Origin of the sequence: Cellulomonas endophytica, assembly GCF_004123805.1 — a bacterium.
GTDB lineage: Bacteria > Actinomycetota > Actinomycetes > Actinomycetales > Cellulomonadaceae > Cellulomonas > Cellulomonas endophytica.
Window position 1 is genome coordinate 32975 of sequence record NZ_RWJX01000004.1, and the last position, 25872, is coordinate 58846.

Sequence of the window (25872 nt, forward strand, 5' to 3'; positions counted from 1 at the left end):
CAGCGTCCCGTGCCTGAGCGAGGTAGGCCCCGCGGGTGACCCGCCGGGCAGCGCCCTGCGCGACCCGGGCCGCGATCTCCTCGTCGGGATGGTCGCGGGCGAGCAGGACCGCCGGGAGGCCGGCGGGGGAGAGCGGTCGAGGGCACGGGGAGCCGGGTCGCACGGGCACCCCGGCAGAGTCGGGCGTCGCGGCGACCGGAGCGCGCCCCTGTGGCTCCTGGTGGAGGGTCTCGTCGCGCGACCAGGGCTGTGGGCGGCTGACGACCCGAGGCCCCGTCGGCGTCGCACCCCGCCGCCGGCGACGCACCACCAGGTGCGATCGCGACGGCGAGGTGCGACGGGGACAGCGACGTGCGAGGCCGCCGGGGCGGAGTGCGCGGCTGATGGGGCGAGGTGCGGGGCTGACGCGGGCGGCGGCAGGGGCGAAGGCGGCACGCACCGTCGGGTCGGCTCGGCGTCGCACTTCGCCGTCGGAGACGCACGTACGGGTGCGACCTCGATGGCGAAGTGCGACGCCGACCGTTGGGGCGTGGGGCGTGGGGCGTGGGGGGTGGGGCGTGGAACGTGGGCGTGAGGCGTGAGAGTGGGGCGGGTGCGGGAGGCGTCCGGTCAGCGGACGAGGGGGGTGCCCGGGCCCGTCAGCTCGTCGGCGGCGACGGGGCGGCTCGAGACGGCCAGGAGGAGCGCGAGCGCGGTGCCGCGGACCTCCGGGCCGGTGCCGTGGGCGAGGTCGGCGTCGGTGGCGACGAGCCGCACGCCGGCAGCGCGCTCGCGGCCGCCGCCGGTGGAGACGCCCGTGCGGAGCTGGTGGCGCAGCGCCGCGAGGACCGCCTCCGGCGGGTACGTGTGCACCAGTCCCAGCGGGCGCCGCACGTCCTCGCCGTGCACGACGACCTCGACGTACCGCGTCGCCCGTGGCGCCGGCGCGCTCGTCGTGCGCAGGGCCGCGGCCGCCAGCGCGGCCACCGTCGCCCGGGGGTCGTCGCGCCGCTCCCGCGCCACGCCGGCCGCGTTGAGGGCGTCGAAGTCGAACCGGGTCGCGAGCAGCCCCCGAGCGAAGCGCAGCGGTGTGGTCGTCGCGTCGTCGACGAGGTGGGCGACGACGTCGTGCACCGTCCACACCGGGCACAACGACGGCGTGAGGAACCGCTCGACCGCGATCCCCTCCAGGTCGCGCACGAGGGCGAGCCGCTCGGCGTGCACGGCGGGCCAGACGTCGCTCACGCCCCGATCCTGCCGTAGGCCGGGACGTTACCCTGCGGCTGTGCCCCCGACGCCGCCGTTCAGCCCGACGGTGACGCTGCTGACGCTCGCCCGCGTCCAGGAGGCCGCGCTCGCGGACGCGCTCAAGCCGCTGGGCCTCACGCCCCGGACCTTCGGCCTGCTCGGGCACGTCCGCGGCACGCCCGGCATCTCCTTCAGCGAGCTCGCGCGGCGCTCGCGCATCACGGTGCAGAGCGCCCACGCAGCCATGGGTCGGCTCGTGACGGACGGGCTCGTCCAGGACGCGACGGCGCAGGCCGGCGCCTCGTCCCGGCTGGAGGTGACGGCGGCGGGGGAGCGGCTGCTCGACGAGGCCGGCCGTGCCGTCGCGGTGCTCGACGCCGCCTTCGCTGCGGCGAACCCGGGGCTGACCGACGCGCTGCGCCGGCACCTCGAGGCGATCTTCGTGGAGCGTCGCTGACCTTCAGTTAGACTGAAGGGGTGGAACAGGTCCTCCTCGCGGTGCACGTGCTGGCCGGCATCCTCCTCGTCGGGCCGCTGGCCGTGACGACGAGCCTCTTCCCGCGGGTCGCGCCCGTCGTCGTCGCCGACCCCGCCAGCCCCGCCGGGAATGACGAGGGCGGCGGCCGCAGCGTCGCCGTCGCGCAGGCGCTGCACCGCGCGACGCGCGGGTACGGGCGGCTCGCGCTCGTCGTGCCGCTCGTCGGGCTGCTGCTGGCGGCCGTGCAGGGCCGGCTCGGCGAGGTGTGGATCACCGCGGCGATGGTCCTCACCGCGGTCGCGGGCGGGCTGCTCGTCCTGCGGATCACGCCGGCGCAGGCGGACGCGCTCGCGGCGCCCGACGACGGCACGCGGCTGCGGGGCCTGCGAGCCCTGGCCGGGGTGTTCAACCTCCTGTGGGCGGCCGTCGTCGTCCTCATGGTCGTCCGGCCGGGGGCGTCGGCATGAGGCCGGTGCTGCGCGCGCTCGAGGTCCTCTCGGTGCTGGAGCTGGTGAGCATCGCGGTGCTGCTGACCAACCTCGTCACCGTGCACGCCGAGGCCGTGACGTCGGCGATGGGCCCGTGCACGGCGCGCTCTACCTCGCCGTCGCGGTGATCGCCGTGCTCGCGCGCGGGCTGCTGCGGCGGACCCGGTGGCAGGCGCTCGTCCCCGTGCTGGGCGGCGTCCTCACCCTCGTCAACGTGCGGCGGGAGGCGCGGCGGTGAGCTTGCGGCACCACCTCCGCCGGGCGCCCGTGGTGAGCGCCGACGAGGCCGTCCGGCTCGTCGAGGCGGGCGCGCTCGTCGTCGACGTCCGCGGCGAGCGCGAGTTCCGGCGGCAGCACGTGCCCGGCTCCGTGCACGTGCCGCTCGCCGAGCTCGAGGAGCGCGCCGTGGACCTGCCCGACGACCGCGTCCTCGTGACGTCCTGCACCGGCGGGCTGCTCTCGCGCGGCGCGGCGAACCTGCTGGTGGAGCTCGGGTTCGACGCGGTCTCCCTCGGCCGCGGCCTCGTCGAGTGGCGCGCCGCGGGCCTTCCCCTGGTGGGCGACCGCTCCGGCTGAGAGGCGCCGGCGACGACGAGGACGAGCAGCGTCGGACGACGTCGTCCGTCCGGGCGGATCGACGGCGACGTCGAGCACGGCCGTCGGGGTCTCGACGCGGAGGACGGCTGAACCAGGCGCCGGCGCGTGGCCTCAGTCCCCCTCCTCGAGCAGCAGCGGGAGCGCCACCGTGCCACGCTCCGCAGATGGTGCGGCTGCGGAGGGAGCGGACGGTCCCGGCCGACGAGACCGTCCTGGCGCGGGCGCCGCAGCAGCGGCTCGCCGTGGTCCTGGCGGTCCTCTTCGGGTTCCAGCTCGTCCTGGCCGTGGTGCGCGTCGTCGAGGAGCCGTCCACGGAGCACCGGTTCTTCCTGGTCCTGCTGTCGGTCGCCTTCGTCTGCGGCGTCGCGCTCGCCGCCTCGTCGCGGCAGAGCGTCCTGTCGACCCGCGGCGACGTCCTCGTGTGGCGGCGTCCGTTCCGCACCGACGTCGTCGTGGCGCGTGCTGCGGTCCGGGCCGTCCACGGCGATGTCGCGGGCCGGCCGTCGTGGTCGGGGAAGACCGTCGTCGAGACGACCGGAGGCGCCGTGACGATCGCCGGCGTCGAACCCGCCCCCGCGGTCCTCGTGCCGTTGCTGCAGGAGTGGGCCGGGGTCGGGGAGCGGCTCGCGCCCCCGGGTCCGCCGTCGCGGGTAGAGGACGCCTCCGCCTGACGCCGGGCGACGGCGGGGAGCCCGATGCGTCGGTGGACGCGGGGACCGCGTCGGCTGCGCCGTCCGGGGGCCGCCGCCTCGCGCCCGGCTCCGGACCCATCCCGACCCATCCCGACAGTCCCGGGGTCCGAACCTCCGACGTCAGCCGCACCCCGACGCCGGGCGTCGGGTCGCACGTCCGGAACGAGGTCCCCATGGGCACGCCCCACCCGCTCGCGCGCACGACGAGCCGCCCCGCCGGCGCGGTCACCGGTGACCGGCGCCCCAGCCGGAGTCGACCGTGAGCGCGGCGGCGCACCGGCGGGCGCGCACCTGGCCGGGGGCCGCGCTGTCGGGGGTCCTCGCCGCGGCGACGACCCTCGCGGTCGCGCAGCTCGTCGCGGTGCTGGTCGCTCCCCGGGCGGCACCGCTCGTCGCCGTCGGCGGCGCGTTCATCGACGCGACGCCGCCGCCGCTCAAGGACTTCGCGATCGCGACGTTCGGCACGAACGACAAGCTCGTCCTGCTCCTCGGCATGGGCGTGGTCATCGCCGTCGCCGCCGCCGTGGCGGGGGTGCTCGCGCGGCGCCGCTTCTGGCTCGGTGGCGGCGTCGTCGTCGCCCTCGCGCTCGTGGGAGCCGTCGCCGGGGCCACCCGCGCGAACGCCGGCACGTTCGCGGTCGCCCCAAGCCTCGTCGGCGGCCTCGTCGGGCTGCTCGCCCTGCGCCTCCTCCTGTCCCGGCTGCCCGGAGGCCGGGCCGCGACGACGGCCGCCGCCACCACCGGCTCCGCGGGCGCCGCCACTGACGTCGCGCACAGCCCGACGACGGCCAGGCCCGCCGGCACCGGCCCGACCCGACGCACCTTCGTCGCTACGGCCCTGCTCACGGCCGCCTTCGCCGCCACGGCCGGCGCGGGCGCGCAGCTGCTGAGCAAGGCGACGCAGAGCGTCGAGGCGGCCCGCCGCGCCCTCAAGCTCCCGACCCCCGCACGACGGGCGCCCGCGCTGCCGGCCGGGGTGGAGTCCGGCGTCACCGGCGCGGACCCGTTCGTCACCCCCAACGAGGATTTCTACCGGATCGACACGGCGCTCGACATCCCGCAGGTCGACGCCGACACCTGGCGGCTGCGCATCCACGGGATGGTCGAGGAGGAGGTCGAGATCTCCTACCAGGACCTCCTCGACGCCGACCTGGTCGAGTCCTGGGTGACGCTCACGTGCGTGTCGAACGTCGTCGGCGGCAAGCTCGCGGGCAACGCCAAGTGGCTCGGGCTGCCCGTCCGCGAGCTCCTGGCCCGCGCCCGGCCCACCGACGGCGCCGACATGGTCCTGTCGACGAGCATCGACGGCTTCAGCGCCTCGACCCCCCTGGAGGCCCTCACCGACGACCGGGACGCGCTCCTGGCGATCGGGATGAACGACGAGCCGCTGCCCGCCGTGAACGGGTACCCCGTCCGCATGGTCGTCCCCGGGCTGTACGGGTTCGTCTCGGCGACGAAGTGGCTCGTCGACCTCGAGGTGACCCGCTACGCCGACGCCCGCGCCTACTGGACGGACCGCGGCTGGTCGGAGAAGGGCCCGATCAAGACGGCCTCGCGCATCGAGGTGCCGGCCTCCTTCGCCCGCGTCCCCGCCGGGCAGGTCGCGATCGGCGGCACCGCCTGGGCCCAGCAGCGCGGCATCACCGGCGTCGAGGTGCAGGTGGACCGCGGCGAGTGGCTGCCGGCGACCCTGGCCGCGGAGGCGAACGTCGACACCTGGCGGCAGTGGTCGTTCGTGTGGGACGCCACGCCGGGCCTGCACCAGCTGACGGTCCGCGCGACGGACGGCACCGGCGAGGTGCAGACCGCGGACCGCGTCGAGACCGTCCCGGACGGCGCCACCGGCCAGCACTCCATCTCGGTCACGGTCGAGTAGGCGTCCCGACGAGCCGCCGTGTCGTCCGGGCGAGCCGCACGATCGGCATGGTCGTGCCGTCGCTGGAGTACTCCTGGCCGGACGTCATCGCCGGCGCCCGGGCCGCCGCCGACGAGCACGGCGCACGCATCCTCCTGCGCGGCTCCGCCGACGACGGCGGCGAGGGCGACCACGCCCAGATCGCCCGCCTGCTGCACGCGGCCGGTGTCGAGGGGTCTGCTGGTGGCCCCGGCGGCGGAGGGCCCCATCGGCGCCCGCCTGCTGCCGTGGTTGGAGAACGTCCCCGCCCCGACGATCCTCATGGAGCACGGCACCCTCGGCGGCGGGCAGCCACCGCCTCGGCTGGGTGACCACCGACCACGCCCTCGGTGCCGACATCGGCGCCCGCCACCTCGCCGCCCAGAGCCACCGCTGCATCGGCGCCATCGTGTCCCAGGGCTCACTGACGTCCATCCACGTCCTGCGCGGCTGGCGCGACGCCGCCCGCGCCCTGCGCCTCCCGGTCGACCCGCGCGTCCACGCCCTGGCCGTCGACGCCCCGGACTCGGTGTGGCCGTCGCTCGACGAGACGCTGGCGCAGCTCCTGGCGACAGGTGTGACGGCCCTGCTGGTGCACTCGGACTGGGGCGCGCTCGCGGTCCTCGGTGCGGCCGCAGCCCAGGGCGTCCGGGTGCCAGACGACCTGGGCCTGGTCGCCTACGACGACGACGTTGCGTCCTCCAGCACGCCACCCCTCACGGCGGTGGCGCCACCCAAGGAGGAGATCGGCCGACGAGCGGAGGAGCTCCTGCTGGAGCGCCTCGAACGCGGCCCGTCCCGCCCCGTCGAGCGCGTCCAGCTGGTCCCCTCGCTGGTGGTGCGCGCGTCCTCAATCCGCCCCGAGACACCGATGCCCGCGCACCGCGTCCCCGCCCGCGCCGGCTGAGGGGGTCCCACGGTTAGGCTGGCCACGTCCTGCCGGCGGACGCCTCGCGCGCCCACCGGCCTACGCGCCTGTAGCTCAGGGGATAGAGCACCGCTCTCCTAAAGCGGGTGTCGGCAGTTCGAATCTGCCCAGGCGCACAGAGTGTTGTTGCAGGTCACGGCCCTGAGCGGCGACTCGCGTGCTGCGGCTGCAGCCTCCGCTTAGGGCTTGTGGTCAGCGTGTGGTCAGCGACATGTCTCAGTATGTGAATGGCCTATTCAGAGCGTTGCGGACGGCCTGAGATCGACAGCTCGCCGTCCTGGCGGCGCATCATCGACAGGTGAGGCTCGTCACTGTTGCGCCGCCGAACACGGAACGTTCCGGCGAACGGGGCGTCCCCAGATGCGGCACCAGTGGGACGCCTGTAGTTCCCCGGCGCGCCGGAGTACGGTCAAGCAAGGCGGGGCCACGACCGCGAGCCCGTCGCATTTCGACGGAGTCCCGCCCCAAGGCCCCGTGTAAGGAGTCGCTTGAGCCAGAACCGTTCCGAGACCCGAGTGTCGTCGTCCAGCCGATCCCATGCCGGTCGCGCGAACGCAGCGCAGGACCGTACTACTTGGTTCGGCTCAGCTGGCCGAGCGCCCATGCAGGCGTCGCCGTGAGCGGCGAAGCTATGCCCACGCTGACGGGCGACCACGCCCTCAGCGAGGAAGTTGAGGATCTCTACAACAGCACTGAGGATGCGCAGCGCCTCGTTGACGCAGTTCGAGCGCTCAACAGTAGCGGGAGAGCGTGCGTTGGCTTGTCGGGGCCGTGGGGCGGCGGCAAAACATCGGCTCTCCGGTTGGCAATGCCGATGCTCGAGCAGTCCGGGTACAAGGTTGCCATCGTGACAGCGTGGCAGGATTCTCTCGCCGGTCCTGGCGGTGTCGCTGCGGGCCTTGCTCATGCGATCACGGGTCGGCTTCGCGGCGAGCGAGTGGCTCGCCAGCAGAGAGCCGCGAAAACGATGATCCGTGGTGCCGCGCGAGCCGGCGAAGCCGTAGGTGGGGTCGTCGGAGCGTCCACGGCAATCGCAAACGAGATTTTGGCTGAGCGAGTGGGAAACACGCAACGCGTCCGTGCCGCGCTCAAGAGTTCCGCGGAGAGTCGCAGCAACCTGCCTACTGTCGTCTTAGTGGATGACGTAGACCGTTTGGGCAGCGCGTCTCTACATGAACTGTTCGCCTCGATCTACGAATTGCACGACGACGATCCAGTCGTTTTCGTCTTGGCAATGGACCCGGATGAGGTCGCCGATAGGCTTGAAACTGGCCTTGGCTTGCGCAACGGGAACGACTACCTGGAGAAGATGTTGAACGTGATGGTGCCGATCGCGCCACCAAGCCCGGGAATCCTGCTACAGGACGCCGTAGACCAACTGCGCCGCGTCTACGAACGGTTCAAGCTTGAGGCTGACTACAATGTTGACGCCCGTTGTGCGAAGGTGCTCCTCCAGTGGCTTCGAACGCCGCGGGACCTTCGTCGTATCGTGAACCAGATCGAGGTCACCGCCGCCTCCGCCTCCAAGGCAGAACTCCGCGCGGAGGACCACCTCACAATTCAAATTGTCGCCGCCTTTGACAGACCCTTCTACGAACTGCTTCGTACCCATAAGGCTGACCTCGTAGGCTCGAATGGGCAGTGGCCCGCAGTGCTAGGTCCGTTCGACTCCCGCGACCATGACCCGTTGCTGCAGGCGCTGGTGGGTCCGTACCTTAGCGACCCCGATGTAGGCGGATGGCGGACGGCTGTTCTTGAGGCCATACTTCCGCACGCGTTGCGACGGATCGGAGAGAAGAGTTTTGGTAGCGACAAGGGGCGCCTTCCTGGCTTTTTGGCGAATCCGCACTACTACGACCGGTACTTCCACCTTTCCGCCCGACTGCGAGACGTGCCCGACGGCGATGTACGCGCCGCATGGCGAGGCTTCCTCGATGAGCGCCCTTGGAGCGCCAGCTTCCGCCCCGAGTGGAAGCGCCTTGAGATGCTGGTGCTCACCAAGCTTGAAGTCGCATTTCGAGACGGCGAACTCTCGCGCGGCGAGCCCGTTGCTGTGTCGAAACGGCTTGAAGAGGCCTGGCTCGAGGGCGATGGTGTCGTGCTTCGAGACTTCTTGCCGCAACTAGCGCTGGGCGACATAGGCGCCGCCACGCCCGCGGAGGAGCGACGGGGCCTCATCGCTGCGCTGCTTGAGGCCAGTCATACCCCCGAGTGGCTCGTTGCATTGGCTCGTCGGATTAGGGAGCGACGAGCGCTCGAGCCTGCTGCTATGGAGAGCGCGCGCCGTGCGCTGCAGGGACACCTGGATGAAGCAGGGCGGGTTGAAACCGTAGAGCGGCTGCTCGTAGCGGGCGACGCAGAGGCGCACCTCGTGATCGCTCTGCTGGAAGGCGAGGCGTGGCTGCTTGAAGCGGGGAAGCGTTTCGACCGGACGGCGCGCCAACGTCTGGCATGGTTCGCGCTCTCTTTGGCGCCCAACTACAGTGGCTTTGCGCAGAGCGACGAAGCGCCGGTGGCCGATCCTGAGGAATGGCGCCGCCGACGCGATTACCTTATGGAGCGATGGGGACCTACGGCACTAGAAGATCTACAGGCGATCGCGGAGGCTGATGTGTGTAAGGCCATTCCCGCCGTCTATCAAAGTCTTCTGGCGAGTGAGCCTTCGGCGGCGGAGGCCCCTAGCTGAGTCGTCGCAGTACATTAGTCGAAACGCCTAAAGCGGTCGTGTGTCGCTTAGTCGACAGCGCCCTGGTGCTCGACAGCTGGTGCCTCAAGCCCGAGCGGCGCTGCTAGCAACGGTATCGCGGCAGCCGCTCCAGCGCCTGCCAGGTGGCCTCGCTTAAGAGGTGCCCGTACAGGTCCATCGTCATGGTCGCGGTGGAGTGCCCGAGGATCACCTGCACGGCCTTCACGTCCGCCCCGGCCGCGATGAGAAGCGACGCGGCGGTGTGCCGCAGGTCGTGGATCGTCGTCCCCTCGACCCTCGCCGCGCGAGTCGCATTCACGATCTCCGGCATCTCAGCGGCCTACGTCGAGCGGGTCATGTCGGCGCTGACGGTGCGCGGGCTGGCGACGGCGACGCGGCGTAGGGCGCTGTCGATGATGCGGCTGGTCTTCGACTACGCAATCCGCGACCGGCGGCTTAGCGTGAACGTGGCCCGGATGGTGTCCCTCCCGCGCGGCGCGACCAAACGCGAGCCGCACTGGCTGCGGCCCGAGCAGCTCGGTCGGCTGGTCATGGCGGTGCTGCCGCCGTGCCACACGCGACTGCTCGAGGAGGGTGCGATGCTCGAGCAGGTTCGTACCGGCGACCTCGGCGAATGAAGCGAGCGAGTCTTCAAGTGTTCTTCGCGCGCGCCGAGGCACTCCTCGTCTCCGACGACGGGCCCGGGCCGGCTCGACCGACTGCTCGCAGATGCCTTCGCGAACACCATGGACACCCAGCGAGACCACGCGAGGCGCTTCGAGGCCTGGGTGAGACACCGGCCGGCGTCGGGCGATGACGTGCGGCGACTCTTCTTGCACCGCACATGCTTCGGGGAGGAGTGCCCATGTCGATGGGACATGCTCCGGTCTGCGTCACGACTCCCACACCGCCGGATGCCGGTGCCGCGCGCACCTTCACCCGCGGGGTCTGTGACCGCGGTCCTGTTGCCTCCCTATGATCACCAGCGGACTAGTTGGGGGATGTCATGGAGCGTGTCGAGGTACCCGAAGCAGTGCGTGGACCAGTTGCAGAGTCCATGACGGCTCTGCACAGTCGCGCCGCAGGTGTCCTCGAGGAGGCGATCCAAGAGCGGTCAGAGATGCTCGGTGCCTTGCTGCAACTAGACCGCGACCTTTCTGAGTGGGAACGGCGGCTTGCGCACAAACCCGAAGGCCACCAGTTGGCGGAGGCGCGGCGGCACCTCGGCTGGGCTCTGTATACCGCCACCACTGGGCTCTACAGCTTGGCCTATAGCGCCTTACGCGTGACCCTCGAACTCAGCTTTGCGGCCGTTTACTTCTCGGCGAACGAACTTCACCGCCGAAGGTGGGTAGGAGATCGCGCGGACTTCTCGTGGGGTAAAGCAATTGACGAGAACGAGGGCGTGCTCGCTCGGGCGTTCGTAATCGAGTTCAATGAATTCGCGGCCGAGGAGGCGGGGCCATACGCATCTCGGGCCCAGGAAAGCTATCGACGTTGTTCGCAGTTCATGCATGGCAAGTTGGCGGCCACCAGAACGGTCCCGACGGAGTTGACGTACTCGTCTGACGTGCTGAATGACTGGATTCAGACGGGTCGAAGGGTCGGCGAGGCGGTCTTGTTTCTGCTATATGTGAGGTACGGCGAGGAGCTCCTGAAGAGCGACGCTGATGGGAAGCTGGCTGCGACGCTTGAGCACTCCCTAGGCCATCTAAAGTGCGTAAGGACGGATCTCGGGCTGCCGGTTGAGGGGGCTGAGCGATGAGCCTCGACCTGTTCTTCAGGACTGAAGACATTGGTCTGGACGAGATTCTCAACTACTACGTCGAGACGTCGGCCGACCGAGACATAGTCGATGCACTCAAGAGCCGCTCGCCTGTGATCCTCCGCGGTAGCAGAGGTGTGGGAAAATCGTTCCTCCTGCGGACCGCTGAAGCCGAGTTGAAACAAGAGTTTCGGGAGAAGAGGGTTCTTCCAGTCTACCTCACGTTCGCGCGGGCCGGCCTGATCACCGCGCCCACCGCAGGCAGGTTCCAGGCCTGGATGATTGCGAAGATCTGCAACCGTATTGTCCGCGCCGCAACTACCTACGGGTTGGCTCTTCCGGCCGGCTCTGCGATCGATGCCCTCTGCGGAGGAGGGGGCACTCAGCCGAGCGCGATGGAGCAGGTCGAGTCGATCTTCGAAGATGCCTGGAAGGGGGGTACGCAGCCCGCAACGCCGATTGAGCCTCCGGGAGTCGACGTCCTGGGTGATGCCATAGAAGATCTGTGCCGCTCTGCGGGGCTGCGCCGGATCATCCTTCTGGTCGATGAAGCTGCCCACGTCTTCATCCCTGAACAACAGCGCCAGTTCTTCAGCCTGATGCGTGACCTCCGGAGCCCGTACATGGCCGTCAAGGCGGCTGTGTACCCAGGGGCGACCTCGTACGGGCCGACCTTCCAACCAAATCACGACGCCACCGTGCTCAGCGTCGATCGATCGGTCACTGACGACGACTACGCCGCGAAGATGCGCGAGATCGTCTACAAGCAGGAGGCCTCGCTCCGCCGCGCGATTGAGGCGAATGGCGAGGTTTTCGACACGCTCGCTTTCGCCGCTACGGGAAACCCGAGAATTTTGCTGAAGACACTGGCGAGAACCTCCCCCTTTAATCGTAGGAACGTCCAGGAGTCGATTCGCGAGTACTACCGCGAGGAAATCTGGGCAGAGCACTCAAGCCTGTCCGAGCGCTACCCCGGCCATGCAGATTTGGTTGACTGGGGAAGGCGATTCCTTGAAGGTGATGTGTTGCCGGCGCTCTATAGGAGGAACGCGGCAGCTCCTGAAACCTCTTCATTCATCTGGATTCACCGGAACGCTCCGCAGCCTGTGAGAGAAGCCCTTCGGCTCCTCTGCTATAGCGGCGTGCTGCAGGAGGGCGTGTCTGGGATCCGTGCTACCAGGAGCGAGGTAGGCACTCGATACATGGTGAACCTGGGGTGCCAGTTCGCGCTGGATGCAGATCCAGTCGGGTACGGCAGCACTGTCCGTAGCGCACTTTCTGTGAAGCGAATGGTCGAGTTCGGGGCAAATCATCCCGCCTACCGCCCGATCGATGAGCTTTCGCTAGATGCGATCGGAACGGAGGGCAACGAAGCGCTGCTCCAGCAGTTGAAGAAGCCCGTCGACCGGCTTGACATCACATACTTTCTTCGCGAGCGCCTCCACAGTTTGGAGCTCGAGACAATCGGCGACGTACTAGCTTCGAATGAGCAGAAGTTCATGGAGGCGTGGTACGTGGGGCCGACCCGCGCTCGCCAGATGCGCAACGCTGCGATTGCCGCGGTGCTTGAGTACCTGTCGGGTTGACCGGGCGGCTGGCGTGCTCCCGGAGACCTTCGCATCGAGAGTGGAGCGCTCCAGGGCGCAATGGACGCGCCCGGGAGTGCCACTTGCCACGGCTGCCGCCCCTCGCGGCAGGAGGGCGCTCTGAGCTTCCCCAGGAAGTTCGGGGTCAGCGCGTGGTCAGCGTGAACTTGGAAATCGGGTCACCCCGCGAATTACCCTTATGTAGTTCCGCAAATCAGAGCGTCATCCACAGACCAAGATCGAACTCCTAAAGCGGGTGTCGTTACTGCTCCTGCGCGAGCGAGGGTGGTCAGTGCGGCGGCGGGGGAGCCGTGGTGTCGCGGAGGGTGAGGGACGTCGCCAGCTCTACGTGGCGGGAGGCCGGGCGGGTGCCGCCTGACATGGCGACGACGGTCTGCACCGCCATGCGGCCCATGCCGTCGAGGTGCTGGTGGACGGTCGTCAGGGGTGGCGTGGTCCACGCCGCCTGCGGGGTGTCGTCGAAGCCGACGACGCTGAGCCGCTCCGGCACGGGGACGCCCAGGATTCGCGCCGCCGCCAGGACGCCGACGGCGATCTCGTCGTCGCCGGCCATGATCGCTGTGGGCGGGTCAGGCAGGGCCAGCAGCTCGCGGCCGTAGATCTCGCCGGAGGCGACGTCGAAGGAGCCGGTGCGCATGAGCGCGGCGTCGACCTCGAGGTGCGCCGCGTCGAGCGCAGCCCGGTAGCCGTAGAGGCGGTCGCGGGCGGCGATGGAGGCCTCGGGGCCGCCGATCCAGCCGATGCGTCGGTGGCCCAGGCCGATGAGGTGGTCGGTGGCGGCGCGCGCGCCGGCCCAGTTGCTCGAGCCCACGCTCACCATGCGGCGGTGCTGGGTGTCGACGGGGTCGACCATGACGAAGGGCAGGTTCGCGTCGGCTGCCGCGTCGAGCAGCGCGTCGGGCGCTGACAGTGTCAGCCCGACGATCCCGACGACACCGGAGTCGGCCTGGTCGGACACCCACGCGTGCGCGGTGCTGCGCTGCCGGCGGCCCTGCTTGTCCGGCGCCAGCCGGGTGATGAGGTCCAGCCCCGCCTCCGTGGCGGCGGCGAGCACGCCCTGGAAGACGTTGAGGATGTAGGGCGAGGCCGGGATGTCGAAGACGACGGCGACCGCGCGCCGCGCCGACTCCGGGCTCGGCTGCGTCGATGAGCGGTAACCCAGGGACGCCACCGCGGCCAGGACCTTCTCGCGCGTGCTGGCGGCCACGTCCTGGCGCCCGTTGAGGGTCTTCGACACCGTCGCCGTCGACACCCCTGCCGCGCGCGCGACGTCCGCGAGCGTCGACCGCCCGTCTGCCGCACGTCCGGCCACAGTGCCTCCCCGTTCCGAAAGATGTTTCGGCGACGTACATCGTACGCACGAGCAGCAGCGCTTCGTCGAGGGGCTTCCCTCTCCTCCGCGCGTGTCCTACAGTGAGCCGACCCGCAAAGGTTTCGAAACAGTTTCGGACCGGAGCGCCACGGACACGAGGGACCGAAGGAGTTCTCCATGCCCGACACCGTCGCGGCGACCCTGGTCGTCGACGGGCAGAAGCCCGCGGACGACGTGCTGCACCACGTGTGGAACGCGTGCGTCGGCGCCGGCCGCGCCAACGAGGCCCTGCGGGCCGACTGGCAGGCGCACTTCCGCGAGGCGGTCGACGTGCTCGGCGCCCGCTACGTCCGCTTCCACGGCCTGTTCCACGACGACATGTTCGTCTACCGCACGGACAACGGCGGCGGCTTCGGCCCGTCGACGCCCCTGCCGGAGCCCGTCCTCACGTTCTCCTACGTCGACAAGGTGTTCGACGCCATCCTCGACGCCGGCGCCAAGCCCTTCGTCGAGCTCGGGTTCATGCCCCGCGCGTTGGCCACCCAGACCGAGACGCTGTTCTGGTGGAAGGCGCACTGCAGCCCGCCGAACGACATGGGCGCCTGGGTCGGGCTCGTCACCGCCACGGTCCAGCACTGGGTCGACCGGTACGGCATCGACGAGGTGCGCACCTGGCCCTTCGAGGTGTGGAACGAGCCGAACCTCGTGCCGCACTTCTGGACCGGCACCCGCACGCAGTACTTCGAGCTCTACGAGGCCACGGCCCGGGCCGTCCGCTCGGTCGACCCCGAGCTCAAGGTCGGCGGCCCCTCGACGAGCGTCTTCGTCCCCGACGACCGCTACGCCGGCGAGACGCAGGACCGCTCCGCCGAGGTCGCCACCGCGGAGGCGCCCGACCCCGACGCGCTGCCGTGGAAGCCCGTGTGGATCGAGGAGTTCATCGAGTGGTGCGCCACCCGGGACGTCCCCGTCGACTTCCTGTCCACGCACCTGTACCCGACGGACTTCGCCTTCGACTCCGCGGGCAAGGGGAAGTCGATCCACCGTCACGTCGATGCCACGCGCGACGACCTCGTCGCGATGCGGAAGATCATCGCCGCGAGCCCGTTCCCCGACGCCGGCCTGCACATCACGGAGTGGTCGAGCTCGCCGTCCAGCCGTGACGCCATGCACGACACCCTCTTCGCCGCGGCCTACATCACCCGCGCGCTGCTGGAGGCCGCGCCGCTGGCCGACTCCGTCTCCTACTGGACGTTCACCGACGTGTTCGAGGAGGGCGGCGCCGGCATCGGCCCGTTCCACGGCGGCTTCGGCCTCGTCAACGAGCAGGGCCTGCACAAGCCCACGTTCCACGCCATGCGGATGCTCGCGCGGCTGGGGGACCGGCTGCTGCTCCAGACGCCGCACGGCGCCATCACGCGCTCGTCGGCGGACGGCAGCCTCTCGGCGCTGTTCTACAACTACCCGCAGGACATGGGCACGCGGGGCATCGGCTCCGCGAACCGGTACGACGAGACGCGCCACCTCGCCGAGGTCGGCCCGGCCCGCCGGGTCCGCCACACGGTCGAGGGCCTCGAGCCGGGGTCGTCCTACGCGGTCGAGGTCCTCGACTGGGAGCACGGCAACGTCGCGGAGGCGTGGCACCTCATGGGCGCCCCGCTCAACCTCACGCGGCAGCAGACTGCCGAGCTGCGGGAGGTCGCCGACCGCCTCCACCGCAGCACCCTCACCGTCTCCGACGCCGGGGTGCTCGAGATCGACCTCGAGCTGCCCGCCTGGGCCCTGGCGTCCCTCGTGCCGTCCCCGCAGGGCTGACCACCAGCGCGGACGACCAGCAGCACCCGCACCCGCAGCACCCTGCAGTCCGACTCCCAGTTCTCGACGAAGAGAGGGCCTCACCGATGAGGATCAACCGCACCCGGGGCGCCGCCGCCACCGCGGCCGCCGCCACCACCGCCCTGCTGCTCACCGCCTGCGGCGGCGGCTCGGCCGACGCCGGCTCCGGCGGTGGCTCGGGCGAGAAGCCCGAGACGCTGACCGTCGCCGCGTGGATGGACTTCCCGCAGGAGCTGCTCGACGGCTTCGAGGAGGAGAACGGCATCACGGTCGAGATCAACTCGTTCCCCGACGGCGCCTCCGCCCAGACGGTGCTGCGCAACGGCCTCGCCTCCAACGGCGCCGGCCTGTCGGACGTGCACCTCGTCGAGCTCGACTGGTGGACCGAGATGATGGCCGTCCCCGAGGACTGGGCCACGCTGCCCGAGGTCCCCGGCCGCTGGGTGGACTGGAAGCAGAGCCAGGGCACCGTCGACGACGAGATCAAGGGCTACGGCACGGACATCGGCCCGCTCGCCATCGCCTACGACGCCGAGCTGCTCGCCGCGGCCGGCCTGCCGTCCGACCCCGAGGGCTTCGCCGAGTTCGTCGGCGGCGAGGACGCCACGTGGGACACGTTCCTCGAGGCGGGGCGCCAGTTCACGGCCGCCTCGGACGCGACCTGGACCGACTCGGTGACCACGCCCATGCAGGCCGCGATCAACCTGCTGCCGGCGGCCTTCGAGGACCCGGAGACGGGGGAGGCCCTGCCGCTCGCGGAGAACACCGCGGTCAGGGACTACTTCATGGACTTCGCCACGGCGGCGGAGGAGGAGGTGTCCTCCGGCATCGCCATCGGCCACGCCGACTGGGGCGCCGGGTTCCAGAGCCGCCAGTGGGCCACCGTCATCACCCCCGCGTGGATGACCGGCATCATCGAGGAGAACGCCGCCGGCATCACCGGCTGGACGATCGCCGACGTCTTCCCCGAGGGCGGCGGCAACTGGGGCGGCTCGTTCTTCTCCGTCCCGGCCGCCGGCCCGAACGTCGAGTGGGCCACGAAGCTCGCCGACTACCTCACCTCGCCCGAGGCCGCGGTCGCGATGTTCCTCGAGAACGGCCAGTTCCCCTCGCAGCTCGAGGCCATCGAGGACCCGACGGTCTCCGAGACGGCCAACGAGTTCTACGGCGGCCAGACGGTCGGCGGCATCTACGGCCAGCTCGCGGCCGACGCCGGTGAGGCCGCGGCCGGCGGCTACCGCGGCGTGAACTTCGCCGGCATCCAGACGCTCGTCATGGACGGCCTCAAGCGCGTCGAGGACGGCAGCCAGACGCCCGACGAGGCCTGGGACTCCGTCGTCGAGGAGTTCGACGCCCTCGGCCTGACGGACTGACCCCGGCCCTCACATCCCCGACCGCCGCGGCCCGGCCCCGAGCCGGGCCGCGGCGGTCGGCTCCACCCCACCCACGGCCTCCCGAGGGACGTATCCATGGCCAGCATCGCCGCGGCCCCCCGCCGCCCCGGACCCACCGGTCTGCGCGCCGTCACCCGACGCGCGTCGAGGTGGGACGTGAAGGTCTCGCCCTACCTCTACATCTCGCCGTTCTTCCTCAGCTTCGCGGTGTTCGGCATCTTCCCCATCGCGTTCAACGTCGTTGTCGCCATGCACGACTGGCACCGCCGCCTCGGCAAGGGCGACTTCGTCGGCCTGGACAACTTCCGCTGGGTGCTCGAGCAGCCGGCGTTCTGGACGTCCCTGCAGAACACGTTCTCGATCTTCGCGCTGTCGATCGTGCCGCAGCTGGCCCTCGCGCTGGCGATCGCCGCCGTGCTCGACCAGAACCTGCGCACGCGGACCTTCTGGCGCATGAGCGTGCTCGTGCCGTTCGTCGTCATGCCCGTGGCGAGCGCGCTGATCTTCGCGCAGGTGTTCGGCCAGTTCGGCCTCGTCACCCCGCTCATCCACCAGCTCGGGCTGTTCGAGGGCGTCGACTCGCCCTTCTACCAGGAGCGCCTGCTGTCCCACGTCGCGATCGCGACGATGGTGAACTTCCGCTGGACGGGCTACAACGCGCTCATCTTCCTCGCCGCGATGCAGGCCGTCCCGCGCGAGCTCTACGAGGCCTCGACGCTGGACGGCAGCGGCCGGCTGCGGCAGTTCTTCTCCATCACCATCCCGAACATCCGCGCGACGATGATCTTCGTCGTCCTGACGATGACCATCGGCGGCCTGCAGATCTTCGACGAGGCCCGGATGTTCGACGGCACGGGCACCGGCGGCTCCAACGACGAGTGGCTGACGACCGTGCTCTACCTGTTCACGCTCGGGTTCGGCGAGTGGCCGGACCGCCTCGGGCAGGCCGCCGCCGTCGCGTGGCTGTTCGCGGCCGTCATCGTCGTGTTCACGCTGCTGAACTTCGCGCTCACCCGGCGCATCGCCTCGACGAAGGCGCCGCGGACGAAGATCCCCGCCGCGCAGACGAAGCGCCTGCTCGCCGAGAAGCGCGCCGCGGCGGCCGCCGCCGAGCGGGCCGCCCGCGAGGCCGGGGTGCCGACCCTCGTCGGGACCGTCAGCCGCAGCGGCCACCCGGACGCGCTCCCCTCCTCGCCGACCCCCTCGTCGACCGTCCCGCCGACCGCCTCGCCGACCTCGCAGAAGGGCCTGGACCGATGAGCACCGCGCTGATCGAGAACATCTCCGGCAAGGGCGCCAAGAAGTACGCCGAGAAGCGGGCGGCGCAGGGCCGGCCGATCCGCCTCAACGAGCAGTCCCACAACCCCGCCAACCGGCGGCCGGGCTGGGTGACGTACGCGTTCCTGGCGGTCGTCGTCGCCGTGTCCGTCTTCCCGCTGTACTACACGGCGCTGCTCGGGTCCTCGACGCGGCTGGAGATTGCCCGGGACCCCGTCCCGCGTGCGTTCCCCGGCCCGCAGCTGTTCAGCAACTTCGTCGACATCGTGACGAACCACCAGGTGCAGTTCTGGGCGTCCTTCGTCAACTCGCTGCTGGTGGCGGTCATCGTCTCGGCGTCGGTGGTGTTCTTCTCCACCCTCGCCGGCTTCTCGTTCGCGAAGCTGAACTTCCGGGGCCGCAAGCCGCTCTACGCATTCATCATCGCGACGATGGCCGTGCCCATGCAGCTGGGCACCGTGCCGATGTTCCTCATGATGAACGAGTTCGGCTGGATCGACCGGCTCGCCGCCCTCGTGGTGCCGAACCTCGTCATCGCGTTCGGCGTGTTCTGGATGACGCAGTACCTGTCCGAGGCGCTGCCGTACGAGCTCGTCGAGGCCGCGCGCGTCGACGGCGCGTCCATGTTCCGCACCTTCTGGTCCGTCGCGCTGCCCGCCGCCCGCCCGGCAGCCGCGACCCTGGCGCTGTTCACCTTCGTCGAGTCGTGGAACAGCTTCTTCTGGCCGTCGGTGGTGCTGCGGTCGCAGATGACGCTGCCGCTCGTCGTGCCGCAGCTGCGCGGCGCGTACACGGCGGACCACGCGCTGGTGATGTCCGGCGTGCTGCTCATCGCGCTGCCGCTGCTGGTGGTGTTCGTGTTCCTCGGGCGCCAGCTCGTCGCAGGCGTCATGGCGGGCGCCGTCAAGGGCTAGTCGCGCGGTCGCCCGACCGTTGCGCTGCGGGCGACCGCGGCGAGCAGGATCGCCGGCACGATGGCGTCCCGGCCACCGTGCCGGCGACGATGCCCGAGGGGACGGCATGCCCCGAACGCGGAGGCCGTCCAGGCGGGCCTGTCCTGGCAGGTCGAGCTCGACGGCGTCGCGGTGGGCTCCGTCGATGAGGTGCTGGCCCTGACCCTCGAGGTGGGCGTAGCCCTCGTCAGCTCTCATGACGGCCTCTGCAGGTAGTCGCCGAACCAGCCGTACGGCGGTAGGCCCATGTTCCCGGCAGCGTGGGCGACGAACGGTGCGTCGGGGAGGTGGTCGAGGCCCCAGGGCTGCACGAGCCCCTCGCCGCGCAGCAGCACTCGCAGGCCGTGAAGGTGGGGATGGTGTCGAAAGGGCGCCACCGATTCCCGAGTCTGAAGTCCGCCGAGCCTCACCTGCCGAAGTTCAGGTGCTTGCGCGACCGTCCCTGGGCCCTCGGGGAGGCTGATGTTGAAGAGGTTGGCGTGGCGGAGGCTCGCTGCTGTCGACCAGTCCTCAGCCGACGCGCGAGGCAGCGCCTCCAGATGCAGGACTTCGAGCTCAGGGAGCGTGACGATCGGCTGCAGGCCGGTGACGCCCCGTGTCTGCCACACCTCGACGAATCTCAAGGCAGCGAGGTCAGAAATCGCGTCGAGGGCGACGACGGAGCCCAGCTTCAGAGCGAGGGCGCGGAGCCGGCCGGCACTCGAGAGGAGGTCGAGCTCGACCTTCGAGATCCGCTCGAGCGCGAGGTGTTCGGTAGCAGGAGCGCCCTGAAGGACGCGCCCGAGGATCCGTCCGGTGAGCAGCCCATCGCCCTCGACGTAGAGCTCCCGCAGGTGCGGCAATTCGGACAGGACCTCGAGATGCTCGGTGCGACGCCCCGGGCTGATCTTGAGCGACGTCAGCGTGTCCGCGTGGTGAGCCAGGCGACCCACGTCTCCGATGGCGGCCTTCCCGTCCTGCAGCCGGTCGATCGTGATGCTTGCACCGTGGAGCGGCGGGAGGTCGACGAGGAAGTCGATGTCGCGGAGTTCCGTCTGGTGGGTGTGAAATCTGCGGAGCGGCTTCTCGGCCAGGCGTCGGGCGGCCGCGGCCACCGACCGTGACGTGACAGGGCCGAACAGCACGACCCGCTCGTCGTCGATGTAGGCGTTGGTGGTGTCCCGGTAGCGCGGCTGCTCCGTCGCACCGCCATCGGCGGGGAACGACGCCTTCCGTCTGCCGCCCGGTCTTCCGGTGCTCATCGCAGCAGGCTAGGACGTAGACGAGGTCCCGACCGCTCCGCCACCGTGCCGCGCTCACACATGACGCTGCCCCTCGTCGTGCCGCAGCTGGGCGGCGCCACACGGCGGACCACGCCTGGTGATGTCCGGCGTGCTGCTCATCGCGCTGCCGCTGCTCGTCGTCCTCGTGCTCCTCGGGCGCCAACTCGTCACGGGCGTCATGGCGGGAGCCGTCGAAGGCTGAGGCGTCCGGCCGAGGGGCGATTGAGCAGGATCGCAGTCCTGTCGTCCCGGCACTGCGCCCTCCGGGGGAGGGAGCGGGTGAACCCTGCACAGGGCCCTCAGCTGGGGTGGGCGACGTCCGTAGGTCGTGGAGGCCGCCGCTGCTCGTGCGGCGCCGTGCAGGCCACGGCTCGACCGGAAGGACACCTCGTGCAGGACGCAGCAGTGGAGTCGACGTCGCCCGGGGCGACCACGATCGGGACGCTCGGTGGGCTGCGCCTGCTGCACGTCGACCAGCCGGGCCGCACGAAGGCCACGCTGCACGTCGGCGTGGGGTGGGCGGACGAGACGATGGCGACGCGCGGTGTCACGCACCTGGTGGAGCACCTCGTCATGCACGGCACCAGCCGCGGGCGGTTCGAGTCGAACGCGGCGGTCCTCATGCACCGGACGGCGTTCTGGGCTGCAGGACGGCCGGAGCTGGTGGCCACGTTCCTCCGGGAGGTCGTCGCGGGCATCACGTCGCCCTCGTTCGAGGACCTGGAGCACGAGGCCAAGGTCCTCGCCGCCGAGCAGAGCGAGGCGGGCTTCGGTCCTCATGACGCCGCTCGTCACACCCGCTTCGGCAACGAGGGCCCAGGTCTGTCGATGATCTGGGGGACGGGCCCCCAGGCAGCCGAACGTGACGTCCTCGCCGACCACGTGCGACGGTGGTTCGTCCGCGACAACGCGGTCCTCACGGTCGTCGGCCCGTTGCCGGAGGGCCTCGACCTCGACCTCCCCCCCGGAGCGGTGCCGGTGCGCCCCTTCGTCCAGACGTCCCGTCCCGGCGTGGTCGGCTCCTCGGAGGGTGCAGGCCCGGTCCTGTCCTTCGTGCTCCCGGACGGCCCGGTCGTCCCGGCGCTGGTGGGTGCGATCTGCACACGCCTGGAGGACGAGCTGCGCCACGGCCAGGGGGACGTGTACTCGCTGGAGCCGGACGTCGAACGGCTGCCGGGGACGGGTCGCGTGCTCGTGCAGCTGGGGGCGCGCGTCGCCCCCGGCGCGCAGCGTGCGGTGGCCGAGGCGATGGCGCGGGAGCTGGCGCGTCGGACCGAGGTGGGCGTGACCGACGACGAGCGTTCCGAGATGCTCGAGTGGTGGGACGCCGGGAACGAGGAGCGCGACCCCGTCGACGACCTCGACGAAGCTGCAGCACGTCTTCTCGCGGGCCTGCCGGTGCTCACTTACGCCGAGGCGCGGGCCGAGGCCGCCGAGCTCGAGCCCGCGGCGGTCGCGGTGATCGCGCAGGAGGCGCTGCACGGCGCGCAGCTGCTCGTCCCCAGTGGGATCGAGCCGGACACGGCGCTTCCCGACGGGACGGGGTGCTCCATGTCCCGCGTGATGACGACCCCGCCGATGCGGCGGCGCTTCCGTGCCTCCGCGGCGAAGGGCAGCGCCCTCGGGTTCGACGGGCAGCGGGTGGAGTTCCGCGACACGGACGGCGACGTGCACACCATCGAGCTCGGCGAGGTCGTCGGGGTGGGTGTGGACGGTCGTGCGCGCCAGCTCTTCGGTGCTCGGGGCTGTTTCATCACGGTCGACCCGCGGGACTTCTCGGGCGCCGACGCCGTGGTCACAGCCATCGACGCGGAGGTGTCCGCCGACCTCCGCTTCGACCTGAAGGCATGGCTGGGGCAGGACTGACGACCGCCGCGCGTCCGGGGCTCGACGCCCTGCCTCGAGCGAGGTCGCACTCGCACGGGTCGCAGGACGGTCCCCTCACGCCGGCACTGCTGCGGCCGATGGGTCGTGGGAGAGACGACAACGGCACACCCGTCGCGAGGCGGGGTCGCAAAGCCACGGGACCCTCGCGGTCAGCCGGGCCGCCGAACCGAGGGAACACCCGTGACCACGCCTCAGAACCGCAGCACGGCCGCCGCGGGCACCCGCGCGCCGCAGCACCGCCGGGACGCCGCCCCCCGCTCGTCGGACCGTGGGGTGGCCCGATGAGCGACCAGCTCCAGCAGGTGACGCACGAGAAGTTCCGCATGTGGCTGCGGCCGGACGGCATCGTCGAGCTCGCCTGGGCACCGCACGTCCCGTCGGGCCTCCCGGACGCCCTCGCGGCCATCGACGCGATGACCCGGCTCACCGGCGGCCGAGCCGCCCCGCTCCTGGTGCACACCGCGGACGCGGGCCCGCAGGACCGCGCGGCACGCATGGAGTTCATCCGCCGCCAGGAGGTCGTGTCGGCGGTCGCGCTCGTCGTCGGGAACCCGCTCAGCCGCATGATGGCGACGTTCTTCATCAACGTGAGCAGGCCCGAGGTGGCGACGCGCTCGTTCGAGGACGAGGTCGCTGCCTGCGCCTGGCTCGCGACGTTCCTGGACTGAGGGGGACCGGTGCCTCCCGAGGTGGGCGGCGTCGAGAGGCTGGAGCGCCGGCTCGAGGACGTCGTCGCCGTCATCCAGGACTTCGCCGCCCTGCGGTTCGGCGCCCGCGCGCCCGTCGGCCCCGCGGGGGACGTCGTCGACGCGGTGGCCGCCGGCGTGAACTCGCTCGGCGAGGAGCTCGAGGCCTTCTCCGAGGAGCTCGAGCGCCGGGTCGCGGAGCGGACGGCCGAGCTCGCGGTCGCCACCGAGGAGCTCCGCCGCCGTGCGCTGCGCGACGACCTCACCGGCCTGGCGAACCGCGCCGCCTTCTTCGAGCGCCTCGCCCAGCGCCTGGCCGCCGCCGACCGGCGCGGCACGGGCTGCGCGGTCCTCTACCTCGACCTCGACGGCTTCAAGACGGTCAACGACACCCTGGGCCACGCGGCGGGTGACCGGCTGCTCGTCGAGGTGGCGCGACGCCTGACGGAGGAGCTCCGGGCAGGGGACACCGCGGCGCGTGTCGGCGGTGACGAGTTCCTCGTCCTGCTCGACGAGGTCGTCTCGGGCGAGGCGGCGCTGGCCGTCGCGCGGCGTGTCGAGCAGCGGCTCCGGGCGCCGCACGTCCTCGGGGGGCGCACGGTCACCGCGCCGGCCAGCATCGGTGTCGCGGCCGCACCGGACGGGCCCACCGACGCCGACGGGCTCGTCGCCGCCGCCGACGCGGCGATGTACGAGGCCAAGCGGTGGGAGCAGGGCGGCTGCGTCCTCGTCGGCACCGGCGCGCGGCCGGGCGACGACCCGCGTCAGCGCGAGGTGGTCCCGCGGCCGGCCAGGCCGCACTCGTAGGCGAAGATCACGGCCTGCACGCGGTCGCGGGCGCCGAGCTTGGCGAAGAGGTTGCCGACGTGCGTCTTCACCGTCGTCTCCGAGATGACGAGCTCCGCCGCGATCTCCGGGTTCGACGCGCCCTCGGCGACGAGCCGCAGGACGTCGAGCTCGCGCGGGGTCAGGGCGCCCAGGCGCGGGTCGACCCCGCCGGCCGTCGTGGCCGCTGCGCCGGTCGCCGGCAGGTGCGGCGCGAACAGGTCGAGCATGCGGCGCAGCACCCGCGGGGCGACGACGGCGGTGCCGGCGGCGACCGTGCGGATCGCGTCGACGAGCTCGTCGGGACGGGCGGACTTCAGCAGGAACCCGCTGGCGCCGGCGCGCAGGGCGGCGAAGGCGAGGTCGTCGACGTCGAAGGTGGTCAGGACGAGCACGCGGGTCCCGGGGTGCTCGGCGACGATGCGCGTGGTCGCCTCGATGCCGTCCATGCCGGGCATGCGGATGTCCATGACGACGACGTCGGGGGCGAGCGCGGCGACCTGGTCGAGCGCGACGCGGCCGTCGGCGGCCTCGCCGACCACCTCCAGGTCGGGCTCGGACTCGACGACGAGCCGGAACCCGACGCGCATGAGCGCCTGGTCGTCCACGAGGAGCACGGTGGTCACCGGGCGTCCTCCGGCGCGGTCGTCGGGGTCGCGGCGACCGGGCCCTCCGGCGCCGACGCGCACGGCAGCACCGCGTGCACCTGCCACCCGCCGCCCGGCCGCGGACCGGCCTCGACGTGCCCGCCGAGCAGCGCCGCCCGCTCCCGCATCCCGACGAGGCCCCGCCCGCCGCCGCCGCCCGCCGCGGGGCGCGTCCCGCCGCCGTCGAGGACGCGGAGCTCGACGGTCGTCGGGGTGCGGCGGACGCCGACCTCCACCGACGGCGTGCCGGGCGCGTGGCGCAGGACGTTGGTGAGCGCCTCGCCGAGGATCCGCGCGACGGCCAGACGCACCGACGTGTCCTCGCCGAGCTCGGTGTCCAGGCCCGTCGCGCGGACGGGCAGCCCGGCGGTCCGGACCCGCTCGACGAGGGCGGGCAGGTCGGAGGCCGTGGGGACGGGCCGGCGGTCGGGCGCGTCGCCGACGGGAGCGGGGGCGGGACCGAGGGCCCCGAGGACGCCCTGCATGTCGGCGAGGGCGGCGCGGCCCGTGCGGGCGATCTGGCGCACGGCGTCGCGGGACCGGTCGGGCGACCGCTCGAAGGCGGCGTCCGCGCCGTCGGCGAGCGCGACCATGACCGAGACGTTGTGCGCGACGACGTCGTGCATCTCGCGGGCGATGTGCGCGCGCTCGTCGGCCCGCGCGAGCGCGGCGCTCTGGTCCCGCTCGCGCGCCAGCGCCCGGTAGCGCTCGACGAGGTCGTGCGCGTGCAGGCGGCGGGCCCGGGCCGCCGAGCCCACCGCGACGCCGAGCAGCACGAGGGCGAGGAGCAGGAGGACGGACCCCATCCGCCGGGCGGGGGAGAAGAGCGGCTCGGCGAGAGAGGTCTCGGGCTGCCACGGCGAGCTCGTCGCGACGCCGTACCAGGCGAGGATCTCGATGAGCCCGAGGTCCTGCCAGGCCCAGAGCGCCGCCGTGACGACCCCGAGCACGACACCCGCCACGGTCCAGGCCGTGCGGGGCGGGTGGGCCGCCGCGACCCCGGCGAGCGCGCACGCCAGGCACGCCCCGAGGACGCCGAGCACGCCCGCGACCAGCAGCGATGCGAGGGCGGCGGCGGTGAGCAGCGCGGTGACGGTCAACGGCCGGGTGCGCCCCAGCAGGAGCGCCGCGGCACCGCCGGACGCCCCGACGAGCCAGGTGGCGCTGACCGCCCGCTCCACCGCCGAGTCCGGCGGGTACAGGCCCAGGGTGCGGGCGCCGACGGCGGCCTCCCAGACGAAGCCCGCGCCGACGAGCCCGACCAGCAGCATGAGCACGGCCACCGTGACGTCGAGGACCCAGGGCCGCGCGTGGACGAGCCGCGCGACCGGGCTCCCGCCGCTGACCTGCTCGGCCGTGAGCAGCGGCGCGTCGGGGACGCGGGTGGCCCCGGCCGGCGGGGCGGTCGCGGGCCGGGTCTGCACCGGACC

The 25872-nt window shown here is 71.7% G+C and carries 26 protein-coding genes, 1 tRNA gene and 1 riboswitch; of the genes, 21 read left to right on the plus strand and 6 right to left on the minus strand.

What is annotated here, in order from left to right; all coding sequences use genetic code 11:
* Positions 1 to 609: 609 nt before the first annotated feature.
* Positions 610 to 1224: a maleylpyruvate isomerase family mycothiol-dependent enzyme gene (locus EJA20_RS02175; RefSeq protein ID WP_129336542.1), complete on the minus strand. Its 615-nt coding sequence runs from the start codon at positions 1222 to 1224 to the stop codon at positions 610 to 612.
* Between the two features lie 40 nt (positions 1225 to 1264).
* On the opposite strand from EJA20_RS02175, the gene EJA20_RS02180 reads away from it, so the two are divergent.
* From EJA20_RS02180 to EJA20_RS02225, 11 genes are all read left to right on the plus strand, one after another.
* A complete protein-coding gene (locus EJA20_RS02180) occupies positions 1265 to 1684 on the plus strand; it encodes a MarR family winged helix-turn-helix transcriptional regulator (RefSeq protein ID WP_129336543.1) in 420 nt (139 codons plus the stop codon).
* A 20-nt stretch (positions 1685 to 1704) separates the two neighbouring features.
* Positions 1705 to 2172, plus strand: coding sequence for a hypothetical protein (locus EJA20_RS02185; RefSeq protein WP_129336544.1), 468 nt, complete (start codon positions 1705 to 1707; stop codon positions 2170 to 2172).
* Positions 2169 to 2321: a hypothetical protein gene (locus EJA20_RS18995; RefSeq protein ID WP_205687318.1), complete on the plus strand. Its 153-nt coding sequence runs from the start codon at positions 2169 to 2171 to the stop codon at positions 2319 to 2321. The genes EJA20_RS02185 and EJA20_RS18995 overlap by 4 nt, the downstream gene beginning before the upstream one ends.
* The gene (locus EJA20_RS19000) at positions 2288 to 2431 is read left to right on the plus strand and encodes a hypothetical protein (RefSeq protein ID WP_205687319.1); all 144 of its coding nucleotides are present in this window, start codon (positions 2288 to 2290) and stop codon (positions 2429 to 2431) included. Before EJA20_RS18995 ends, EJA20_RS19000 begins: the two co-directional genes overlap by 34 nt.
* Positions 2428 to 2769, plus strand: coding sequence for a rhodanese-like domain-containing protein (locus tag EJA20_RS02195; RefSeq protein ID WP_129336545.1), 342 nt, complete (start codon positions 2428 to 2430; stop codon positions 2767 to 2769). The genes EJA20_RS19000 and EJA20_RS02195 overlap by 4 nt, the downstream gene beginning before the upstream one ends.
* A gap of 185 nt (positions 2770 to 2954) precedes the next feature.
* Complete coding sequence (locus EJA20_RS02200) at positions 2955 to 3461, plus strand: hypothetical protein (protein ID WP_129336546.1); 507 nt, start codon at positions 2955 to 2957, stop codon at positions 3459 to 3461.
* Between the two features lie 280 nt (positions 3462 to 3741).
* Complete coding sequence (locus EJA20_RS02205) at positions 3742 to 5358, plus strand: molybdopterin-dependent oxidoreductase (protein WP_129336547.1); 1617 nt, start codon at positions 3742 to 3744, stop codon at positions 5356 to 5358.
* Between the two features lie 47 nt (positions 5359 to 5405).
* On the plus strand, positions 5406 to 5708 hold the full coding sequence (locus EJA20_RS02210) for a hypothetical protein (RefSeq protein ID WP_129336548.1): 303 nt from the start codon (positions 5406 to 5408) through the stop codon (positions 5706 to 5708).
* On the plus strand, positions 5705 to 6283 hold the full coding sequence (locus tag EJA20_RS02215; RefSeq protein WP_129336549.1) for a substrate-binding domain-containing protein: 579 nt from the start codon (positions 5705 to 5707) through the stop codon (positions 6281 to 6283). Before EJA20_RS02210 ends, EJA20_RS02215 begins: the two co-directional genes overlap by 4 nt.
* Positions 6284 to 6347: 64 nt before the next feature.
* Positions 6348 to 6420: transfer RNA gene (locus EJA20_RS02220), tRNA-Arg, on the plus strand.
* A gap of 515 nt (positions 6421 to 6935) precedes the next feature.
* The gene (locus EJA20_RS02225) at positions 6936 to 8990 is read left to right on the plus strand and encodes a KAP family P-loop NTPase fold protein (protein WP_129336550.1); all 2055 of its coding nucleotides are present in this window, start codon (positions 6936 to 6938) and stop codon (positions 8988 to 8990) included.
* Positions 8991 to 9093: 103 nt separating this feature from the next.
* Here EJA20_RS02225 and EJA20_RS02230 read toward each other — a convergent pair whose 3' ends face one another.
* Positions 9094 to 9309 carry a tyrosine-type recombinase/integrase gene (locus EJA20_RS02230; RefSeq protein WP_420836395.1) on the minus strand — a complete coding sequence of 72 codons (216 nt, stop codon included), beginning with the start codon at positions 9307 to 9309 and terminating at the stop codon, positions 9094 to 9096.
* Between the two features lie 37 nt (positions 9310 to 9346).
* On the opposite strand from EJA20_RS02230, the gene EJA20_RS02235 reads away from it, so the two are divergent.
* The 3 genes from EJA20_RS02235 (at position 9347) to EJA20_RS02245 (ending at position 12341) form a co-directional block, all read left to right on the plus strand.
* Positions 9347 to 9628: a hypothetical protein gene (locus EJA20_RS02235; protein ID WP_205687320.1), complete on the plus strand. Its 282-nt coding sequence runs from the start codon at positions 9347 to 9349 to the stop codon at positions 9626 to 9628.
* Between the two features lie 368 nt (positions 9629 to 9996).
* On the plus strand, positions 9997 to 10755 hold the full coding sequence (locus EJA20_RS02240; RefSeq protein WP_129336552.1) for a hypothetical protein: 759 nt from the start codon (positions 9997 to 9999) through the stop codon (positions 10753 to 10755).
* Positions 10752 to 12341: a hypothetical protein gene (locus EJA20_RS02245; RefSeq protein WP_129336553.1), complete on the plus strand. Its 1590-nt coding sequence runs from the start codon at positions 10752 to 10754 to the stop codon at positions 12339 to 12341. Before EJA20_RS02240 ends, EJA20_RS02245 begins: the two co-directional genes overlap by 4 nt.
* A 289-nt stretch (positions 12342 to 12630) precedes the next feature.
* Here the strand turns inward: EJA20_RS02245 and EJA20_RS02250 are convergent, their stop codons facing one another.
* Positions 12631 to 13674, minus strand: coding sequence for a LacI family DNA-binding transcriptional regulator (locus tag EJA20_RS02250; protein WP_129336554.1), 1044 nt, complete (start codon positions 13672 to 13674; stop codon positions 12631 to 12633).
* Between the two features lie 177 nt (positions 13675 to 13851).
* On the opposite strand from EJA20_RS02250, the gene EJA20_RS02255 reads away from it, so the two are divergent.
* The 4 genes from EJA20_RS02255 to EJA20_RS02270 all read left to right on the plus strand — a co-directional run bounded on the left by EJA20_RS02255 (position 13852) and on the right by EJA20_RS02270 (position 19096).
* Positions 13852 to 15489 (plus strand): GH39 family glycosyl hydrolase, encoded by a 1638-nt coding sequence (locus tag EJA20_RS02255; protein WP_129336555.1) that lies wholly within the window; start codon positions 13852 to 13854, stop codon positions 15487 to 15489.
* A gap of 86 nt (positions 15490 to 15575) precedes the next feature.
* On the plus strand, positions 15576 to 16883 hold the full coding sequence (locus EJA20_RS02260) for an ABC transporter substrate-binding protein (protein ID WP_129336556.1): 1308 nt from the start codon (positions 15576 to 15578) through the stop codon (positions 16881 to 16883).
* 96 nt (positions 16884 to 16979) lie between these two features.
* A complete protein-coding gene (locus EJA20_RS02265) occupies positions 16980 to 18164 on the plus strand; it encodes a carbohydrate ABC transporter permease (protein ID WP_205687321.1) in 1185 nt (394 codons plus the stop codon).
* Positions 18161 to 19096 (plus strand): carbohydrate ABC transporter permease, encoded by a 936-nt coding sequence (locus EJA20_RS02270; RefSeq protein WP_129336557.1) that lies wholly within the window; start codon positions 18161 to 18163, stop codon positions 19094 to 19096. Before EJA20_RS02265 ends, EJA20_RS02270 begins: the two co-directional genes overlap by 4 nt.
* Positions 19097 to 19329: 233 nt before the next feature.
* Here the strand turns inward: EJA20_RS02270 and EJA20_RS18565 are convergent, their stop codons facing one another.
* The gene (locus EJA20_RS18565; protein ID WP_164983802.1) at positions 19330 to 20376 is read right to left on the minus strand and encodes a hypothetical protein; all 1047 of its coding nucleotides are present in this window, start codon (positions 20374 to 20376) and stop codon (positions 19330 to 19332) included.
* Between the two features lie 411 nt (positions 20377 to 20787).
* Here EJA20_RS18565 and EJA20_RS02285 point away from each other — a divergent pair, with 411 nt between their 5' ends.
* The 3 genes from EJA20_RS02285 to EJA20_RS02295 all read left to right on the plus strand — a co-directional run bounded on the left by EJA20_RS02285 (position 20788) and on the right by EJA20_RS02295 (position 23777).
* Positions 20788 to 22263 carry a peptidase M16 family protein gene (locus tag EJA20_RS02285; protein ID WP_129336560.1) on the plus strand — a complete coding sequence of 492 codons (1476 nt, stop codon included), beginning with the start codon at positions 20788 to 20790 and terminating at the stop codon, positions 22261 to 22263.
* Positions 22264 to 22375: 112 nt separating this feature from the next.
* Positions 22376 to 22450: riboswitch (cyclic di-GMP riboswitch) on the plus strand.
* 115 nt (positions 22451 to 22565) lie between these two features.
* Positions 22566 to 22952 carry a DUF7793 family protein gene (locus EJA20_RS02290; RefSeq protein ID WP_129336561.1) on the plus strand — a complete coding sequence of 129 codons (387 nt, stop codon included), beginning with the start codon at positions 22566 to 22568 and terminating at the stop codon, positions 22950 to 22952.
* Positions 22953 to 22961: 9 nt separating this feature from the next.
* Positions 22962 to 23777: a GGDEF domain-containing protein gene (locus tag EJA20_RS02295; protein ID WP_129336562.1), complete on the plus strand. Its 816-nt coding sequence runs from the start codon at positions 22962 to 22964 to the stop codon at positions 23775 to 23777.
* Here the strand turns inward: EJA20_RS02295 and EJA20_RS02300 are convergent.
* The gene (locus tag EJA20_RS02300) at positions 23735 to 24421 is read right to left on the minus strand and encodes a response regulator transcription factor (protein ID WP_129336563.1); all 687 of its coding nucleotides are present in this window, start codon (positions 24419 to 24421) and stop codon (positions 23735 to 23737) included. The two genes, EJA20_RS02295 and EJA20_RS02300, sit on opposite strands and share 43 nt — an antisense overlap.
* On the minus strand, positions 24418 to 25866 hold the full coding sequence (locus EJA20_RS02305) for a sensor histidine kinase (RefSeq protein ID WP_240674905.1): 1449 nt from the start codon (positions 25864 to 25866) through the stop codon (positions 24418 to 24420). The genes EJA20_RS02300 and EJA20_RS02305 overlap by 4 nt, the downstream gene beginning before the upstream one ends.
* Between the last annotated feature and the right edge of the window lie 6 nt (positions 25867 to 25872).